Annotated in this window: 17 protein-coding genes; 2 read left to right on the top strand and 15 right to left on the bottom strand. The window is 46.1% G+C overall.

Annotation, left to right across the window (positions count from 1 at the left end):
• Nucleotides 1-291: 291 nt before the first annotated feature.
• The 3 genes from ACN6KS_RS15020 to ACN6KS_RS15010 all read right to left on the bottom strand — a co-directional run bounded on the left by ACN6KS_RS15020 (nt 292) and on the right by ACN6KS_RS15010 (nt 4,776).
• Complete coding sequence (locus ACN6KS_RS15020) at nt 292-2,751, bottom strand: GH39 family glycosyl hydrolase (RefSeq protein ID WP_280786215.1); 2,460 nt, start codon at nt 2,749-2,751, stop codon at nt 292-294.
• A 237-nt stretch (nt 2,752-2,988) separates the two neighbouring features.
• Nucleotides 2,989-4,092, bottom strand: coding sequence for a Gfo/Idh/MocA family protein (locus tag ACN6KS_RS15015; RefSeq protein WP_179281522.1), 1,104 nt, complete (start codon nt 4,090-4,092; stop codon nt 2,989-2,991).
• A 24-nt stretch (nt 4,093-4,116) separates the two neighbouring features.
• A complete protein-coding gene (locus ACN6KS_RS15010; protein ID WP_094869018.1) occupies nt 4,117-4,776 on the bottom strand; it encodes a ThuA domain-containing protein in 660 nt (219 codons plus the stop codon).
• A 167-nt stretch (nt 4,777-4,943) separates the two neighbouring features.
• Here ACN6KS_RS15010 and ACN6KS_RS15005 point away from each other — a divergent pair, with 167 nt between their 5' ends.
• A complete protein-coding gene (locus ACN6KS_RS15005) occupies nt 4,944-5,780 on the top strand; it encodes an AraC family transcriptional regulator (protein ID WP_094869019.1) in 837 nt (278 codons plus the stop codon).
• 85 nt (nt 5,781-5,865) lie between these two features.
• Here ACN6KS_RS15005 and ACN6KS_RS15000 read toward each other — a convergent pair whose 3' ends face one another.
• Both ACN6KS_RS15000 and ACN6KS_RS14995 read right to left on the bottom strand, forming a co-directional pair.
• Entirely contained in the window at nt 5,866-6,432 is a 567-nt protein-coding gene (locus ACN6KS_RS15000) for an NADPH-dependent FMN reductase (protein WP_440962352.1), read from the bottom strand.
• Nucleotides 6,433-6,451: 19 nt separating this feature from the next.
• Nucleotides 6,452-7,507 carry an LLM class flavin-dependent oxidoreductase gene (locus ACN6KS_RS14995; RefSeq protein ID WP_440962351.1) on the bottom strand — a complete coding sequence of 352 codons (1,056 nt, stop codon included), beginning with the start codon at nt 7,505-7,507 and terminating at the stop codon, nt 6,452-6,454.
• Between the two features lie 248 nt (nt 7,508-7,755).
• Here ACN6KS_RS14995 and ACN6KS_RS14990 point away from each other — a divergent pair, with 248 nt between their 5' ends.
• Nucleotides 7,756-8,787, top strand: coding sequence for a stalk domain-containing protein (locus ACN6KS_RS14990; protein WP_440962350.1), 1,032 nt, complete (start codon nt 7,756-7,758; stop codon nt 8,785-8,787).
• 47 nt (nt 8,788-8,834) lie between these two features.
• Here the strand turns inward: ACN6KS_RS14990 and ACN6KS_RS14985 are convergent, their stop codons facing one another.
• The 10 genes from ACN6KS_RS14985 to ACN6KS_RS14940 form a co-directional block, all read right to left on the bottom strand.
• Nucleotides 8,835-10,109 (bottom strand): M20 metallopeptidase family protein, encoded by a 1,275-nt coding sequence (locus tag ACN6KS_RS14985; protein ID WP_440962405.1) that lies wholly within the window; start codon nt 10,107-10,109, stop codon nt 8,835-8,837.
• Nucleotides 10,110-10,111: 2 nt separating this feature from the next.
• Entirely contained in the window at nt 10,112-11,449 is a 1,338-nt protein-coding gene (locus ACN6KS_RS14980) for an LLM class flavin-dependent oxidoreductase (RefSeq protein WP_280786211.1), read from the bottom strand.
• A 75-nt stretch (nt 11,450-11,524) separates the two neighbouring features.
• Complete coding sequence (locus ACN6KS_RS14975; RefSeq protein ID WP_094869024.1) at nt 11,525-12,004, bottom strand: DinB family protein; 480 nt, start codon at nt 12,002-12,004, stop codon at nt 11,525-11,527.
• Nucleotides 12,004-13,179, bottom strand: a complete 1,176-nt coding sequence (gene solA, locus ACN6KS_RS14970) for an N-methyl-L-tryptophan oxidase (protein ID WP_094869025.1) — start codon at nt 13,177-13,179, stop codon at nt 12,004-12,006. Before solA ends, ACN6KS_RS14975 begins: the two co-directional genes overlap by 1 nt.
• Entirely contained in the window at nt 13,176-14,357 is a 1,182-nt protein-coding gene (locus tag ACN6KS_RS14965) for an amidohydrolase (protein ID WP_440962349.1), read from the bottom strand. The genes solA and ACN6KS_RS14965 overlap by 4 nt, the downstream gene beginning before the upstream one ends.
• Before the next feature lie 51 nt (nt 14,358-14,408).
• The gene (locus ACN6KS_RS14960; RefSeq protein ID WP_440962348.1) at nt 14,409-15,425 is read right to left on the bottom strand and encodes an LLM class flavin-dependent oxidoreductase; all 1,017 of its coding nucleotides are present in this window, start codon (nt 15,423-15,425) and stop codon (nt 14,409-14,411) included.
• A gap of 10 nt (nt 15,426-15,435) precedes the next feature.
• A complete protein-coding gene (locus tag ACN6KS_RS14955) occupies nt 15,436-16,188 on the bottom strand; it encodes an amino acid ABC transporter ATP-binding protein (protein WP_076286779.1) in 753 nt (250 codons plus the stop codon).
• Complete coding sequence (locus ACN6KS_RS14950) at nt 16,185-16,895, bottom strand: amino acid ABC transporter permease (protein WP_094869028.1); 711 nt, start codon at nt 16,893-16,895, stop codon at nt 16,185-16,187. The genes ACN6KS_RS14955 and ACN6KS_RS14950 overlap by 4 nt, the downstream gene beginning before the upstream one ends.
• The gene (locus ACN6KS_RS14945) at nt 16,892-17,677 is read right to left on the bottom strand and encodes an amino acid ABC transporter permease (protein ID WP_440962347.1); all 786 of its coding nucleotides are present in this window, start codon (nt 17,675-17,677) and stop codon (nt 16,892-16,894) included. The genes ACN6KS_RS14950 and ACN6KS_RS14945 overlap by 4 nt, the downstream gene beginning before the upstream one ends.
• Before the next feature lie 33 nt (nt 17,678-17,710).
• Complete coding sequence (locus ACN6KS_RS14940; protein ID WP_440962346.1) at nt 17,711-18,562, bottom strand: transporter substrate-binding domain-containing protein; 852 nt, start codon at nt 18,560-18,562, stop codon at nt 17,711-17,713.
• Between the last annotated feature and the right edge of the window lie 3 nt (nt 18,563-18,565).

The raw sequence follows: 18,565 nt of genomic DNA, 5'->3' as shown, positions 1-18,565 counted from the left end.
ATAATTCAGTAGAGGGGTTATTTACACATTCTCCAACACAAGCTTGCACATGTCCTCTACTACCTCGGAGGCTCCTGCTACGAAACCGCCTCCAACATCTTGCGCATTTGAGCTGCACTTTTTTGGATATTTTTCACGCCAGGCTTATCGGTTTCAGGAATAGGTTTAATCAGGATATCCAGTCCTTCTTTTATCATTATTAGCGAAAGCGATTTCAAATCTGATATCGAGAGAAAAATTACAATACAAACAAGGACGACACTAATGTCATCCTTGTTATATTATTTTTATTTAACGAGTTAATCTAATCACCTGTACCTCGTGTGGTTGTACAACAGCATTTACCACAAAATTTGCTGTCACTTGCAGCGAACGCATTTGAAATAACGGCATGGACCGACCTTCAAGATAAGACCATTCTTCTGGACACATGTCCTTAGGTGCCCCCATATTCAACCATTCATCAAAGGCGCTTCCCCCAGCTGGACCTACCGAATACCTTCGCTCTGTATAAACACCCGACGTTAAGCCGTCTAGACGAATGTGATACTGACGGGTATTACGTATATTGAACACATTATAACGTTCGGATTGAGTCAAGTGAGTAGTATGACGGTAGCGATATAGAGTATCATAATGACAATAATTATATAGAAATATCTGTATTTCACCTTTTGAGGAAGTTATAAAATACCCGTCACCTTCAGCTATCAGACCGCTTCCTGCATAACGTAACAATTGCAGTGCCCGATAACAGCTTTTGGGCAAACCTCCGCGAGTGAATAAACCAAACCCGCCATGAAAAAGATCCGACGAAGGAATAATCTCCTCCATATGGTCACTGAGCGACCAGTATCCCATAGCCTCAAAGTGGTCGTAATTCTCCAGGATATTTTTGAAAAGAAAAGCAGATTTATAGGAAGTATCATTACACAAATCACGCTGCCATATGTTATTACTCCACTCATCAAGAATCACGGGCAGACAAGCGAAACCACGTTGACGCAACAGTTTTTTGACCTTATGTAAGGAGTGTTTCAAAAACTGTTCATCACCACTTACCGCAAGTGGAAAAGCTTCATCCTCTGCCATGAGCTGAAGACCAGTATCTTCCTGACCCGGTAATATGCTGTGATAAGCACGTAGAGCCAGAGAGTCGGGCATACAATTCCCCTTACTGCAAGACACTAGAAATTCACTGATAAAATCAGTTGCATCAATATTGCTTCCTGGACCAACAATATGTAGTTGCGGATCGATTGCGCGGATGGCGAGGCTGGTTTCTCGGTAAAGCACCCAGTATTCTTCCATGGTAAACACACCATATCCAGAAAACTCTGGACTCACGAAGGGAGCAAGCCTCCATTCCCGCACGGACTCAATTCCATACCGATCAATGAAATGCCTAACAAGGGAAGTCACAAGGGCGAGCCATTCGTCTAGATGCTCAGGCATAGATAGGATACTTGGTCTCTTAAATGGAAACACGGCTTCCCTCGCTAATGCAGAGGGCATATAACTAAATTCCACATAAGGCAATAACTCCACTGAAAGCATGAAGTCCAGTACTTCATCTACATAAACAAAGTTATAATCTGCGCTACCAGACATTTTCCTGACAAACAGCATCATGTCATCGTCTAACAGACCTTTGCAACGCATATAGCGAAAGCCAATCTCATTTTGCAGCTTTCGTATTTGTGCCTGTACCGCGCCATTCAACAGATCCTTGGCGTATCCTGCATTAATCAACGTCCGCCAGTTATGACTCAGTGTCCGAATCTTACGGTTAGTGTCCACATGAAGATCATATCCCTCGTTGACCTGGGGTTGGACAATGGAGTGGTCGTTGTGATGCAAATGCTGCATTAGTGAAGTGAAATCAGTCGAAAATTCCGCTGAAATCATATCGTTATCCTTTGGATCTGTCGCATCATGTTCATTTACTATACGGTATTGCCCTGGTGTAACACCAAAGCGCCGTTTGAAGGCGTCGATCAAAGCGTTGGTACTTGGAAACCCAACTTCTGAGGCGATGTCCGTGATCGTTCTTTCACTAGGAAGAAGTGCCACCGCCTGACTCAATCTGACATTCGTAAGGTAGGCAGTAAAGGTAAGGCCAAGTTGTTTCTGAAATAAATGAGATAGGTAGGAGCTACTTAAATAGATAGTAGAAGCCAGACCACTCAGAGTGATATTTTCTCGATAATGCCGGTGGAGAAAGTCGGTTGCTTTGCGCAATCTTTCCTTACTTGAGGATTTGGCGGGATCCTTTTGCTTGCTCTGCTCAAGAAAAGTATGTACTAGACTGTTTAGCAATACACCTACACGACTACGCATTAGTATAGGTAAACGAGATTCGTTTTTGTAATAGGCCTGGAATACACTGGCGAACTCACTTCGGACTACATTAAAGCGATCTTGTTCGTCCTTAGAGTATAGAAAAGACTTACACTCTATAAATATACTTTCAATCTCAGGACAAAAAGCTGCCAAAAATGCGGGCGAGATAAACAGCGACAGCGCCTTGCCCGAACCTAGCATATTTAAAGCGTGCAGTTGGTAGCTATTCAACACAATAATGTCATCCTGCCGAACTTCATAGGTAAACTGATTGTCATCCAGCTGTAGGACCCCAGTTCCCTGCAATATATACATTACCTCAAGTTCTTGATGCCAGGAAGCGATAGCGTCTTCAGGGAGGTTAATTGAAAACCTAAAATCCGAGGCTATCAATGTATTTTCTTGCATACCTAACCTCCTATTCATAAATCTTAGTAGAGCCCTTGCCTCCTCCAAAATCCTATCATATAAACCCATGAAATCAAGTTTACTGTTAATAATGACTTTTTGCGTCAGTACTCGAACGTTGTATTGTTCCACCCGTTACTGATTACCAAAAAGGTAGAAGACTTATAGATCTGTCTTCTACCCTTTTTGAAAGCTGATTATCTGCAGCGTACACTTAGCATTTGCTCTGGGAATTTACTAATCTAAATACCCTTTGACTAAGCCCAGCGGCAATGGCTTGGGCTGCTCGCAGCTGGTTACCAGCTGAGCATATTGCTTAGAGTCAGAACTTGTATGGAATGCATGCATGATCTCAAGTACGTGATTCGCGAGTTCTCCGTTTGCACGAGGATTTTCCCCCGTGTCTATGCAGTGTGCCATATCTGCTACTCCTATGCCTCTACTATTATCTGTATAATTGTAGATAAGTGGGATCTCTTGGAATTCCGAGCTGTGTGCCGGGCGTAAAAGGATTGGCCCTCCAAAGTTGTTAGGGTCCGGTACGATCAAGGTTCCTTGCGAGCCGTAGATTTCGATCCTCGGCAAAGTACTGTGCCAAACATCAAAGCTGGTAATCATGGTTGCCACAGCACCACTCTCAAACTGAATCGTTCCAGCAACATGTGTGGGCACCTCTACATCAATGACTTTGCCAAACTTTTTGTCGCTCGTGATCGTTCTATGAGCAAACGAGGTTTTAGTGATGCCGCAAACTGTTTTAGCTGGGCCTAGCAAAGATACTAACGCGGTTAGATAGTAGGGTCCCATGTCAAACATGGGTCCTCCACCGGATTTATAATAAAATTCCGGATCAGGATGCCAGCTTTCATGTCCGTGACAAAGCATAAAGGCAGTTGCTGCCACCGGCTCCCCGATATAACCATCCGCTATCAGCTTACTGCAGGTTTGCAGACCACCTCCAAGGAAAGTATCTGGGGCGCAGCCAAGGAACAGGTTCTTTTCCTTCGCCAGACGAACTAGCTCGGTACCATTTTCCAGGGAAAGGGATAAGGGCTTCTCCACATACACATGCTTGCCAGCTAGCAAGGCTTGCTTGCATACGTCAAAATGAAAATTAGGCGTTGTTAGATTAACGACGATTTCAATATCTTCCGAATTAAGTAATTGTTCTGTCGTCCATACATGTGGAACACCATATTTCTCCGCCGCTTGCTCTGCACGACCTTTATCCAGGTCGGAACAAGCATAAACCTCAGTGTTAACGAAAGTCCCGTTCAAATTCTCAAAATAAATGCTGCTGATGTTGCCACAGCCGACTATACCTACCTTCACTTTGCGCAAGATCGTTCCCACCTTATCTCAGTTTTAGTTAGCCGCCCACAAAAAGCCTTTTCGCATCAGTTCCTTGGCTTCCGGAATATCGAAAACATCTGCATGATGTCCAAGTGAATTATAGAAAACCTTCCCTTTTCCCCATTTCTTCGTATATACAACGGGCATCGTGATGACACCATTTGCTGAATGTTCGCCCTCAGTCATTACGAAGGTAGTCGTTGCCAAGACATCCACTGCAGGATCTACATGTAAATAATATTGTTCCGATTTTACCTTGAAGTCTTGGATGCCCTCCACAATGGGACTGGAGCCAGAATGTACGATATTAACTTCGTACTCTACCCCGTCGTTAAATGGATGTGCTACCCATTGTGACCCGGTCAAAAATTGCCACTCTGTATTGTTACGGAAAGAGTCGCACATTCCTCCATGACAACCGGCAATTCCTACTCCAGAAGCTACTGCCTTCAGAACCGAGGATACCTGATCATTACTGATTTCTCCCATGGTCCATACCGGTACAATAAGACTTAAATCCGCAAGCTTTTCTGCACTGTTGAAGCTCTCCAACGTGTCAGACACTTCAACTTCAAAGCCCTCAGCCTCTAGAATACCAGCAAAAATTGCAGCTACTTCATTTGGTTCATGCCCATCCCATCCACCTTTTACAATCAATGCTTTCTTCGTCATCCTGCAATCTCCTTTTCCTTTACATATGTAATCAACCTTTTGTCCATCTGATGAAATTGTAATCCAGATCAGAGAGGTGTGCTCGCCATTTCACTTGTAGGAATGGTCATTTTTTGCTAAGTTTTACTGGTGAACCTAAAATTTAAACCGCATGAACAGGAGATCTCATGAAAGCCTTTCACGAAAATAGAACTTACCATTCCACTTTCCCCTTCACTGTAATAATGTCTAATGATATTGATTTTCTAGCCCACTGGCATAACGATCTTGAGATAGTTTATGTATTTGAAGGTTCAATTCGGATGGGAATTAACTCCGAAACGAGGATCTTGAAAGCGGGAGATATGGCTATATGCAGCAGCGGAGACATCCACTACTATGACAGTAAAGACAGCAGCTCCAAGATAATGATGGTGATATTCAATCCTTCGTTAATCGGTTTTCCTGGAGGATGGCCTTTGAATGTGAGACTGACTTCACCATTTATAGAGAAAAGAATTGCTACACGAGAAGAAGAAGTGTGTATCAACAACCGTCTTTCTCTGATCCTGCAAGAACTTATGAATGAATATAATCAGAAGCTGGAATATCATGAACAGGTAATCATTGGCCTTTTGCACGAGTGGAGCGGACTCATTTTACGGCATGTTCCTTCGGATAAGATTAATCCACAGAAAGATAAAAGGCGCATCACTAACATGAAGATTATGCAAGGTGTTCTTGAATACCTCGACGTCAACTACATGCATCCCATCACACTTGCTGACGCTGCACGGCAAGCCAATATGAGCCTCTTTTATTTCTCCCGCTTCTTCAAGAGTCTTTCCGGTATGAGCTATATTGCGTACCTTAGCAACATCCGAGTCAACCAGGCAGAACAGCTGCTGCTGACCACAGACAAAACCATTTTGGATATCGCGCTGGAATGCGGTTTCACTAATATCCGCACCTTTAACAGAGTATTTAAACAGATTAAACAACGGACTCCAAGTGAATTACGTTAAATGATACATCGTCCGTTAGCTTACTTATGCAAACAAAAAACCGATGATCTTTTGGTTTAGATCATCGGCTTTATTTTAATCTTCCTTAGAAACCATATTTAGCTTCTTCAGCCTCTCGAATTTTGGCATAAGTCTCAGAGAGCACATAGGTATCTTCCACTAAGCGGTCTATACGGAATAGCACATCATCATTTACTATATCTTTTCGATAAAAATCCTTCTCTTCTATAAATACATACGTTTGAACAATTTGCGCTTTCATATAGGCCAATATCGGTTTCAATTGCTGCTCAGCTACCAGATAGTGTCGTGTAGATCCTGCCGTGACGAGCATACTTACAACCTTGTGCTGAAATGCTTTTTCAGGCGCTAAATCGAATATATTCTTTAGTGTTGCTGGGATGGAGGCTTGAAATATAGGTGTTCCGATTACAATTACATCTGCATCCATGATCGTTTGAATGACGTACTTGGTATCCCCTTCGTATTCCAGAAAATTGCGACCATCACTGAACTGAACATCATACTCCGCCAGATCTAGAAGTGTAACTTCTGCATCTTGGTATTTTTTATAGAACGAATTTATTGTGTAATTCATGGCGATTCTGGTTTTTGAGCCTATCTTTGACCCCGATAACGCTACGATTTTCATATTTCTGACCTCCTAGAGTTTATTTTTTTGCCGTATATTTTTTAATAGCCGGTAGAATCTCAGAACCAATTAAATCTATGTTTTTCATTAAACTTTCAAAAGGTACGCCACCAAAATCCATTTGTGCGATATATCGTTGATGGCCGAAGAGTTCATGTTGATATAGAATTTTTTCAATGATTTCCTGTGGGCTGCCAATATTCATAACATCGCGCGGATCGGCTCCTTGAGCAAACGCCTGTTTAGGAAAACCACGTCCATTTGTTAATTTCATTCCTTCATTTATATATGGATAATAGGCTCTTTGGGCCTTCTGTGTCGTTTCATCCGCGTAAAAGAATCCAGCAGTCGCTACAGGCAGCTTCGACGGATCGAATCCGTTCTGGCTTGCAGCTTCACGATAAGCATCAATGGATCTTTTAAACAAGACTGCGGGACCCCCTAAATGGGCCAAAAACATAGGAACACCTGCAATACCTGCTTTGATCGCACTGGCAGAAGTTCCCCCTACGGCTCTCCATATCGGTAAGTTTCCCTCAGGACGGGGGAGGATTCTTGCATTTTTGAGAGGTTTACGAAATTCTCCCTTCCAATTCATAACTTCGTTTTCATTTATCTTTAATAACAAGTCGAATTTTTCTTCAAATAACTCCTCATAATCATTAAGATCATAGCCCAATAATTCATATAGCCCTACTCTAGAGGCACGGCCAGCTATAATTTCAGCTCGACCATTTGAGATCAAATCTATTGTAGCGAAATCTTCGTACACTCTAACCGGATCAGAGGTGCTTATAATCGTAGATGAGCTACCTATTTTCATTTTCTTAGTAGCCTGTGCAATAGCTGACAGCACAACGGTATGGGCCTGAGTAGCAAAATACTCTTGATGACTCTCTCCTACACTAAAAAAATCAATTCCTGCTTGCTCCGCTAATTGAGCCAAGTCAATAATTTCACGTATGCGTTGTTTGGCAGATATTCTGCTCCCAGTTTCAGGGTTCGCTAGATGATCACCTAATGTATAAAGTCCAAACTCTAAGCCGTTGTCTGCATTGATCCGATATTGTTCCATAATTATCCTCTTTTCTTTAAGAAGTTAGAATTCATTTATGATTTGCCCATTAAATATATTTAAGTTAGTCACTATAATAATTATAGTTAAGTGCTCTCATAATGTCAAACTAATGATCCTGTTAAGAAAAAAAAACTACTCGAATCAAGCCTTTCTGCTAAGAATCCCTTATAATAATCTCCACATGGTATATTTAGGATATTGATTTGATTATTAAAGTGATAAACAAAAAAAGGAGACTTGTAGTCATGCACAGCCGCCGCTTCATAAACGTATTACTTATTCTTTTCTTATTGGCTTCCAATTCGACTCCGATCTTCGCATCGGCATCTGTTGTACCGAAGTTATCCGATGCTGTCCAACCCTCTGTCACAATTAATGGCATAAACTTTTTCTTTCAAGATGAGTTGCCTACGCTAAAAGAGGGAACAACGTTCGTTCCAACCCAACTTTTTGAGCATCCTGACATACAAGCCGATATTTCGAAGTTTATAGATAACCCTTATCCGCATGTTTTTATTTCTCATTTTAACGGAGCACTTTCTATTTATCCGGATAAAAGTGATTATATGTTTAGCGATTACAACGAAGATATAGAGGATTCTGACGTCTGGATCGATTGGAAGAGTCCTACACCTTATCTCTCCGGCAGTGATATTATGGTCCCATTGCGCGCCATTGCCGAACGAATCGGGATCTCCGTTGATTGGGATGTAGCAACTAGAACAGCGAACATTACCACGGATGATGACTTTCGTGCTGAACTCGAATCTCCTGAGGCGTGGCAAGATTGGCTAGGCATGAAACCTATCGAGATGGATGACCCCTCAGGAGAGGCAATAACAGAGCAGGAGTTAACTCAATTTGCTATTTTGAGCGGACTTCCAGTTCTGGACTCTCGGATTATTGATAAATATACGGCTGTACTCTTACATATCGAAGAGGAAGATGGCGTAGAATCGCTTACGTTGAAATACGTCGATCGTTTAAAAAACGGGAGTTTGGACTGGAGTATGGATTTAGGCATGGGGGATGATGGAGACGACGTCCAAGTGAAGCGGAGCGGACAGCTCGTTAGTGTCGGTATGTTCGATCAAGGTCTTAAGAAGCAATTCAGTCATTTCGAGGTAAGTTATAAAGTTCATGATAAGAGAGTAACTCACACCTATGATATCGCAGGGAAACAAGGCATGTTTTTTGATATTCCTGAGGAAGTGACAAGCGGAGAGATAACTTTCTTTGGGAAAAACGGTTACACATTCGAAACGTATTTCTGGTGAGCTGACAAGCTTAAGCAAAAGTAAAAGGTACCCAAATTGGGTACCTTTTACTTTTGCTTAACGCTGGACGAGCTATTATGCTGTATAGCGAGTCTAACCAGTATTCTCGCACCAGGAACTAGCATCGCTTCATCGATATTAAACTGTGGCTGATGGATAGCATGATAAATCCCCTTCTCCTTATTGCCGCAACCGATAAAGGCGAAGGCACCAGGGACTTTTTTAAGATACCAACCAAAATCCTCACCAGCCAGACTTGGCTGCTCCAGAAGTATTACCTGATCCTCTCCTAGAACTGCACGGGCTGCATGAAGCACCTGCTGCACCGCTTCCGCATTGTTCACTACTGCAATTCCTTCACGCAGCTCCAGCTTGTATTTCCCTCCGTAAGACTCAGCTATAGCTGAAGCATGGCGCTGTAAACCATTTGTAATTTCAGCTACCGTCGTCTTGGTAAATGCTCTGAACGTTCCTGTCAGTTCACTGTGTTCAGCGATCACATTAACAGCAGTACCAGCCTGCAACGTTCCGAAGGCCAACACCGCCGCCTCCTGCGGATCGATTCGATTAGCCATTAAACCGTTAATTTCTCCTATAAATTGTGCCGCCATCTGGATCGCATCTACAGCTCTGTGCGGAGCACTATGATGACCGGATGTCCCCTGAAATTCCACCTTAAAATGGCTGGACGCTGCCATGGCATCATGAGGGTGAATACCAAGCGTTCCGACTGGAAGCTCTGGCATGACATGCAGCGCGTAGGCATAATCGACACCTTCCAGCACGTTATCCTCAATGAGATCGCGGCCGCCTGAGAGTAATCTTCCATCAAGCGGACTCTTGACCGCGCCTTCCTCAGCTGGTTGAAAGACGAAAATAATGGTGCCAATCAATCGTTCCCGGAAGGCTGCCAAGGTTCGGGCAGCCCCCAACAGCATAGCGGTATGGGCATCATGGCCACAGGCGTGCATGATGCCGTCATTGACTGACTTGTAAGGCAACTCATTGCACTCTTGTATCGGCAGAGCATCCATATCTGCCCTTAGAAGAAGCGTGGGGCCACTATTTCCATTACCTGCTAGGCCTTGCAGGAGGCCGATCACCCCCATTCCGAAATGTTTGCCGACATTTTTCTGTACTGTGATCCCCCACTCCTCCAACAATTCTGCTACTTTATTAGAAGTGCGGACGACATCATACAGTAGCTCCGGATGAGCATGCAAATCACGACGGTATTCAATCATTTCATCCTGCAGCTGACCGGCGTAATGCATCATCTCCGCAATATTTAAGTTTTGGTGGATTACGAATAATGGATCCACCGTCAAATTTGCCCTGCTGGCTGAGAAGTTTTGGAATAGCGGTTCTCCGGCAACGGTATGCCGAGGTTTCCACGTAGCGTGCCACTTTCGTATTCAGTGCGGAACAAACCCCGCTCCTGCAGAATCGGCACTACCCGATCGATGAATTCCTCCAGTCCGTTAGGGACGGCAGCCGCGATCATAAATCCATCTGCCCCACCACTCTCAAACCAAGTTTGAATCTGATCAGCTACTTGTTCCGGTGTTCCAATGAAGCTGCTGCGTGGAGTAGCTGATTGCAAGGCGACCTGCCGAAGTGTCAAGCCTCTCTCCTTCGCATCCTTTTTGATTTTATCCGTTCCGCTCTGAAAGCTATTGCGTCCGAGCTCGCCAAGCTCAGGAAAGGGCTCATCCAGCGGATATTGCGAGAAATCATGATGCTCGAAGAATCTGCCTAAGTAGTTCAGTGCATTCTCAATCGTTACAAGGCCAGCAATCTCCTGGTATTTGCGCTCTGCCTCCTCCGGTGTGTCACCGATGATTGGAGCGATTCCAGGGAAGATCAGCACCTCCTCCGGATTCCGGTCAAACGAAGCTACCCGTGTCTTAACATCGTTGTAGAATGCTTGGGCATCTTCTAGCGTTTCGTGTCCAGTGAAGATAGCATCTGCTTCCTTGGAGGCGTAATTTTTACCGACTTCCGAGGATCCTGCCTGAAATACGACTGGCTGCCCCTGTTTCGAACGAGCAATATTCAGCGGTCCCTTCACAGAGAAGAACTCTCCTTGATGGTCCAGGGTATGCATTTTTTGCGGATCAAAGAATACACCTGACTCCTTGTTGCGTACAAACGCATCATCCTCCCAAGAATCCCATAATCCGCGCGCCACCTGCAAATATTCGGTAGCAATGCGGTAGCGCTTGCCATGGTCAGGATGTTCTTTTTTGCTGTAATTTGACGCAGATCCTTCCAGAGGTGAAGTCACCACATTCCAGCCGGCCCGGCCGCCGCTGATTACATCCAGTGAGCCGAATTGACGCGCTACGGTAAATGGTTCACTGTACGAAGTAGACAGGGTACCAACTAAACCGATGTTAGTGCTGACGGCTGCGAGTGCGCTAAGAATGGTCAGCGGCTCAAACCGGTTAAGGAAATGAGGAATGGACTTTTCATTAATGTACAGACCGTCTGCGATGAAGATCAGATCCAACTTGCCTTCTTCTGCCTTCTGTACCCACTCTTTGTATAATTCAAAGTTTACACTGGCATCTGGTTTGGCATCTGGATGGCGCCACATCGACGTGCTGCCTCCTACCCCATGCAGCAGTGCACCCAGCTTCAGTTGTCTTGGTTTGGTCATGTTCATTCCTCCTAAAAGTTTTGTGAGCATACGCTTCTTAGATTTCAATTCATGAAAAACTGACTTCGGAAGCAATCATTGCACAAACGATGCATTAGCTGCGCCCTGTTTGATTCGTTCGATCTGGCCAAGATGTCTCTCCACATGTGCAGTGAAGCCGCGCACGATATCGGAAATTTTCACAGTCTCCCCCTTGAAATTAATTCCGCTTTTCTCCCAATCTTCTTCGCTAAGCCGTTCAAACAAAAGGCTGTTATAGTAAAGAAGGCTGCGGAACAGCTCCAAATTGTCGGAAGCATTGCCGCTGTTGGCGTACTGACCGCTGACCCAAGCATCCTGATTGAAGACCGGAAGCTGTGCAGTCGTAGCCGCTAAAATATCACGAATGCGGAACGAAACTACGATGCTGTGATCAGCCAGATGAGTCAATACCTCAGTCACACTCCAACTGGCGGGTTCTGCCTTCCATTTCAGCTGTTCCTCTGTTAACCCTGCGGTCGACTTTACCAATTGATGATACGTCTTTAGATAATCACTGATTTGAACTCTGCTCATTAAATTCCCTCCAATATAAGACTTGTTCGCGAATGATCCGGTGGTGCGAAACGAGATAACGAAAAAGGCAGGATGTTATGCGTTGTAGCTCCGCCGATCGCTAAGTCAGCCAGTATTTCACCCACAACACTAGAAAACTTAAAACCATGCCCCGAAAACCCTCCAGCTATCAGCACATTGGAATGAAGCGGATGGCAGTCTATAATGAAATCTTCATCAGGCGTATGCTCATATTTACATGCAGAACCTTTTAGCAATCGACCAGCTGCACCAGGCATGTAAGACTCCAGTACCTTGCGGAGGTCACCCTCATCGCTGGCTTCACTGCCGAACGGGGCAAGCGGTGAACCCGGCTTCCATTCCAGCCCTGTATCGTGGCGGCCTATCTTTAGCCCAGCTCCATCAATGCTGGGAAATCCGTAATAGCCACCCTCCTCTGCTCCTAACGTAAAGCCAGGGAAATTACCAGCAGTAAAAGCAGGGGAGCTCTCAAACCAGCCCACAACTTTGCGGATTGCTTTAATCGGCAAATGTACAAAAGGTGCAAATTTGCCAAACCAAGCTCCTGCACTGAGAATAGCTGCCGCTCCGTGATAATCGCCATTTGTCGTATGAACCGAAACGCTGCCTTCGCGAGCGGTGACATTCACTACTGGAGAGTTCGTCAACAGTTCCGCACCATGTCCAAGGGCAAGCTGACGGTAGGCGGAAATACAGCGTTCGCTGTACAAATACCCGGCATCTGGTTCATACATTGCCGCGAATGATTCCGGTATGTTCAGTGCCGGCCAGCGCCGCCGGATCTCTTCGGCATCCAAATGCTGTACGTGCACCTTCCGTTTCTTCGCTTCTTCGAGACGACCGTTGAAGGAATACACTGTGCTATCTACGAGATTCAATACGCCTGAGCGGACAAGCAGTTCTGTTCCGCTCAACTGTTCCGCTTCTTTCCATAGTGTATCTGCCCGCAAAGCTAAATCAATGTAGGCGGGATCACCACTGTAGGCATGCCGGATCAGCCGGGATTCCCCGTGATGGCTGCCCTGTGTATGTGGAGGATCGAAGGCATCAACTAGCAGCGTCTTCACTCCACGCCTCGCAAGATTGTAACCAGCACTCAGGCCCATCGAGCCTGCGCCTACGATAATTACATCGTAACTTTTATGTTCAGCTATAATTCTGCACCTCCACCGGAATTGTAGTACTCAAGGGAACGTACAGCCGCATCCGCAAGGAAATGTGCTGCCACAGGAAGTGCCTGTTCATCCAGATTGAAGGCTGGATGATGCCATTCTTGGTTTCCTTCAGTACCTATAAAGACGAACAATCCCGGTACAACGCGCTGATAGAAGGCAAAATCCTCTCCGGCCAATGAAAGCTCTGGTTTGACCGTCCGGTAGCCAAGAGCTTCAGCCGACTCTATTCCTAACGCTGCTAAGGCGGCGTCGTTGATAACCGGAGGCGGCCCTTCGATCCAGCGGACAGTGGCTTTTGCTCCAAGAGCAGCTGCCACACCAGTCGCCACTTCCCGAAAGCGGTCAAGTACTTTGCTGCGCACCGTTTCATCAAAGGTACGGATTGTACCCTCAAGCACGGCTTTTTCGGGGATGATATTCCATGAATTTCCGCTGTGAATCTGCGTCACACTGACCACCGCACTTTGTAGGGGACTGACATTACGACTTACAATGGATTGAAATGCGGTCACGATATGCGAAGCAGCTACAATCGGGTCTATCCCCGCTTCTGGAACGGCAGCATGAGAACTGCCACCCTGCACTTCAATCACAAACCCGTCAGCCGCTGCCATTAGAGGGCCCGCCGTAATACCGATCGTTCCGACTGGCAGTTCCGGTTTGTTATGCAGCCCGATTACTGCCCGGACTTCTTCTAGCGCCCCGCTAGCAATGAGCCGCTGTGCCCCTTGCGCCTTCTCTTCGGCCGGTTGAAACAACAGGCGTACCGTTCCTGGTAACTGATCCTCGCGATGCTTCAATTGATAGGCGGCACCGATCAAGGCAGCTGTATGAAAATCATGTCCGCAGGCATGCATTTTGCCGGGATACAACGAAGCATAAGCTGCTCCGGTTTCCTCCTGGATTGGCAAGGCATCGATATCTGCGCGCAGCGCGATGACCGGACCGGGCTGCTTGCCCCCAATTTCTGCGATCACTCCGGTAGACAGACCGTAATCTATGATCCTGACTCCTGTCCGCTCCAGCAGGGAAATAATATATTTTGTTGTCTCATATTCTTCGTTGGACAGTTCCGGGTGCCGGTGCAGATGACGGCGTATCCCGATTAATCCTTCTCCAAGCGCTTCCGCACTCCGCTCTTTAGCTTTACTAGTCATATACAGTCACCCTCCATTAAACGATTTCCTGTGTGATCCTGATCCGCCGGCTCATGCCTCTGCCGGCACTTCAGCGATTGCTTCGCTCAGTAGCTCAAAGGAGCGATACCTTTTGTCAAAAGGCTGCACATTCGTAGTTATGATGAACTCCTCAATACCGGATGCCTCTGAAAGTGCCAACAGCTGTTCACGTACAGAGTTCTTTGTTCCTTTGGTAATCTCTGGTTCCAGCTCTTCAATCGTGTAGGCTTCATTGCTCTGGCGGGCAAACTCCTCCGCCTGTTCCCGGGTTCCAACGGTTAGCTTCTTCCCGCTTGCCAGCTGAATCCGAATCAACTTATGTGCGCCCGCCAGTTCTTTCGCTTCCTCTTCGGTCTCAGCCACCACTAGTGCTAAAGCGATAATTGCTTGCGGTTGTCTGCCCTGTGAAGAAACAAAACCGCTGCGGTAAGCACGAATAGCATCTAGCGCTACTGTCTTATCGCTATTAATAAATAGGGAGAACACATAAGGTAATCCAAGTTCAGCAGCAATCTCTGCACTGCCTACACTCGCGCCAAGCACATACAGCTCAGGCGGAATACCAGGAAGGGGACCTGCCTTCAACCCAGCCAGCGGGTGGTTTTCTTCGAGCCGGTTATGCACATATTTCTCCAGCTCGATGATTTTGTCCGTTAGGCTAGGGGATTCGGTTCTTTCCTGCTGAAGCGCTTGTGTGCTGCGCGGGAGACCGCCGGGAGCGCGTCCCACTCCGAGATCCACTCGGCCAGGAGCAAGTGTAGCCAACACATTAAAGTTCTCCGCCACCTTGTACGGGCTGTAATGCTGGAGCATGATGCCACCGGAGCCAATGCGGATGCGCTCTGTTTTGGCCAACAGATGTGCGATGAGTACTTCTGGAGAAGAACCGGCCACCTGCTCGGAGTCATGATGCTCCGAAACCCAGAATCGACGGAATCCAAGCGCCTCGGACAGTTGAGCCAGCTTGATCGTATGCTGGAATGCTTCCTCTGGCGTTTCTCCCGGATAGATCGGACTTTGATCGAGTACGCTGATTGTAATAGCCATTTTTTTCCTCCTATATGGAATAGTTAAATTCAGGTGTGATTCGCTTCAGGAACTGCTTCGTTCTTTCTTCGCGCGGATGATTAAACAGCTCTGTCGGCGTTCCTTCTTCAACAATGACGCCTCCGTCCATAAAAACTACATGATTCGCCACATCACGAGCAAACCCCATTTCATGGGTGACTACAATCATTGTGATGCCTTCCTTGGCAATTTTCCGGATAACAGCCAGCACCTCACCCACTAGCTCAGGGTCCAGCGCCGATGTGGGTTCGTCGAACAAGATAACCTCTGGCTCAAGCGCCAAGGCTCGGGCAATCCCTACACGCTGCTGCTGACCCCCGGACAGCTGACTCGGGTAAGCGTCCAGCTTGCTGGCAAGACCTACCTTTTCAAGCAGTGCTATACTCCGCTTTCTCGCTTCGTCCTTCGGAAGCTTTTTGACAATTAACAGCCCTTCCATCACGTTCTCCAGCGCAGTTTTATGACGGAACAAATTGTACTGCTGAAATACCATTGCCGTTTTTTGCCTAAGCTGATGAATCTCCTTTTTTCGGGCGTGTTTGCAGTTCACTTTGAAATCGCCAATGGCGATCTCTCCGCTGCTTGGTCTCTCCAGATAATTCACGCAGCGTAAGAGAGTCGTTTTGCCTGAGCCACTGGGACCGAGAATGACGACAACCTCCCCCTTCGTCACTGTTAAATCTATATTGTTTAACACCTGATTCCGACCGAACGACTTCGAAATTTGCGCAAGTTTAATCATGCTACTCCACCTCGATTGTAAAGATTAATCCTTTTCTCAATGACCGACGTCACGCGTTCGATCAGAAACGTTAGTGCCCAGAAGATCAGCGCTGCCGCCAGATATGCCTCAAAAAACTTCCAGTTCGTTGAAGCCACTATCTGTGCCTTAGCATTGATATCCACCACCGAAACCGTAAAAGCAAGGGTAGATCCGTGCAGCATACCGATAACTGAATTCGAAAGATTAGGCAGACTTGCCGCCAGCGCTTGAGGAAAAACAATCCGCTTTAGTGCTTGGGGCGTTGTCATACCGATAGAGTGGGCCGCTTCTAGCTGACCACGATCCACAGCGAGCAGACCGGAACGGACGACCTCGGACATATAAGCTCCAGCAGTAATCGAGAACGAAATATAAGCAAAACCGATCATCGGAATCGAAACCGACCTAAAGCTCCAGCCGAAATGAGCCGCCAGACCATCAATCAGCACAGGAAGCCCAAAATATATAAGCAGCAGATGCGTCAGCATCGGTGTCCCGCGGATGAATGTAACATAACCGACGGCCAGCGGATGCAGCAGTGGAACTCTGTAAAGCCGGATCAAGGCTACAGCCACTCCAATCACAAAACCAATCCATACAGAGACAACCGTAATATATAAGGTCGTAGGAATTGCACTCAGAATTTGTACCAGCGCAGTCCATATAAACGATGGGTCCAATTTCATAATCCGGTGCCTCCTTTGCCCGGTCCCAATTCTGCAATAATGCGTCGGTAGGACCAGCTTTTGTTAATTTTAAACAATTTTTTGTCAGGCGTATTTCGCTTTTCATGCCGTAGCAGATGGTGTTCTGCTACAAGCAGCAGCTTCTCAATCGTAAAGCTGATGACCAGATAGATAAGCGCAAGCGCGATATAGGTTTCAATAAAATGCTGTGTTAAGCTGCCAAGCGTCTGAGCTTTACCTGTCATTTCCATCACGCCGAGAGTAAAAGCTAATGACGTATCTTTCAGTAGTGCAATTACTAGATTGGAGAATACAGGAACTGCTATACCTAGCGCTTGGGGCAGCACGATTCGTGTAAAAGCTTGAAATCCCGTCATCCCCGCAGCATATGCAGCCTCCACTTGCCCCTTATCCACCGCCATCACAGAAGCCCTAATCATTTCGGACATGTAGGCTCCCGTATGCAGACCGTAGGTTAGAATCACAAAGACAAGTACTGGAGTTCGGGTCATATCCACATGGACCAGCTTCATGATTTCAGGCAGACCATAATAAAACAAGAAGAGCTGGATAAGAATCGGAGTTCCCCGAAAAAAAGAAATATAGATTTCGGAGAGGGTCTTTAACACAGGCACTTTATAAAGTCTTGGCAGAGCTACGAGAAAGCCGACAATAATTCCTGTCAGTAGAGAACAGGCGACAATCAGAAGCGTGGTGCTTAAAGTCCCTAGCAGCTTAGGCAAAAACGAAAATACAAAACTGATATCAAACTGTGCGCCCATATATTCCCTCCCTTCCCGTGCTCACCGGCTCAATCATTTAACCGAATCCGCTGTAACATCCGCACCCAGCCATTCCGTGCTCAGCTTACCCAGTGTTCCATCCGTCTTCAGCTCTTTAATCGCACTGTCAATCGCATCTGACAGCTTTTGTGAATCGGCATCATCCTTACGGAAAACATAGAGAATGTCCGCAGAGGACAGCTCGTCGCCCGTTGCTTTTAGCTGACTCTGCGGATCAATGATCGGGAGTACAAAATCTGCAGCTAGCGTAGCGTCCACACGCCCAGTACTAATCTGTGCGACGGTATCATTCGCTGCACCGTTCTGATACACGATATTAATCGCATTGTCATGCTCTTTATTGTAGTTCTCCAGAATTTGCGCTTGTGCGCTTGTCGCACCGACTAACACCTTTTTTCCTTTGAGATCATCCAGTGATTGGATCGAATCATTATCCTTTGCCACTACGATGCGGTTTCTCCAGTGGGCATAGGCTTCTTTGTTAAAAGAATATTTCAACTCCCGCTCCGGATTTTTCTCCATGACATGGGCAACCAGGTCGATTTTTTTAGTTTCCAGACTCAGCAGTAAATTGCTGAAATCCATGGTTTGAAACTCAAATTCATATTCAGGCAGCTGCTTATCGATTTCTTTGAGCAGTTCCACATCAAAGCCGGTAAGCTTGCCGTTCTCATCTATGAAGCAGACCTTCGGAAAAGCAGTACCCGTGCCTACGATGATCTTAGTTACCTTTGTCGAACCATTTGCCATTGCCGAAGCTTCGGCTTCATTTCCATTCTGGCTACTGTTCGTGCTGTTATTTCCGCAACCTGCTATCGCCAGTGTCAATAACGATGCAATTACTAATGAAATGGACTTTTTCATTGT

The organism is Paenibacillus nitricinens (genome assembly GCF_052056485.1).
In the GTDB taxonomy this organism is placed as follows: Bacteria; Bacillota; Bacilli; order Paenibacillales; family Paenibacillaceae; genus Paenibacillus_AQ; species Paenibacillus_AQ nitricinens.
Note: the sequence above shows the minus strand (reverse complement) of the source record. Positions and strands in the feature narration are given on the sequence as shown.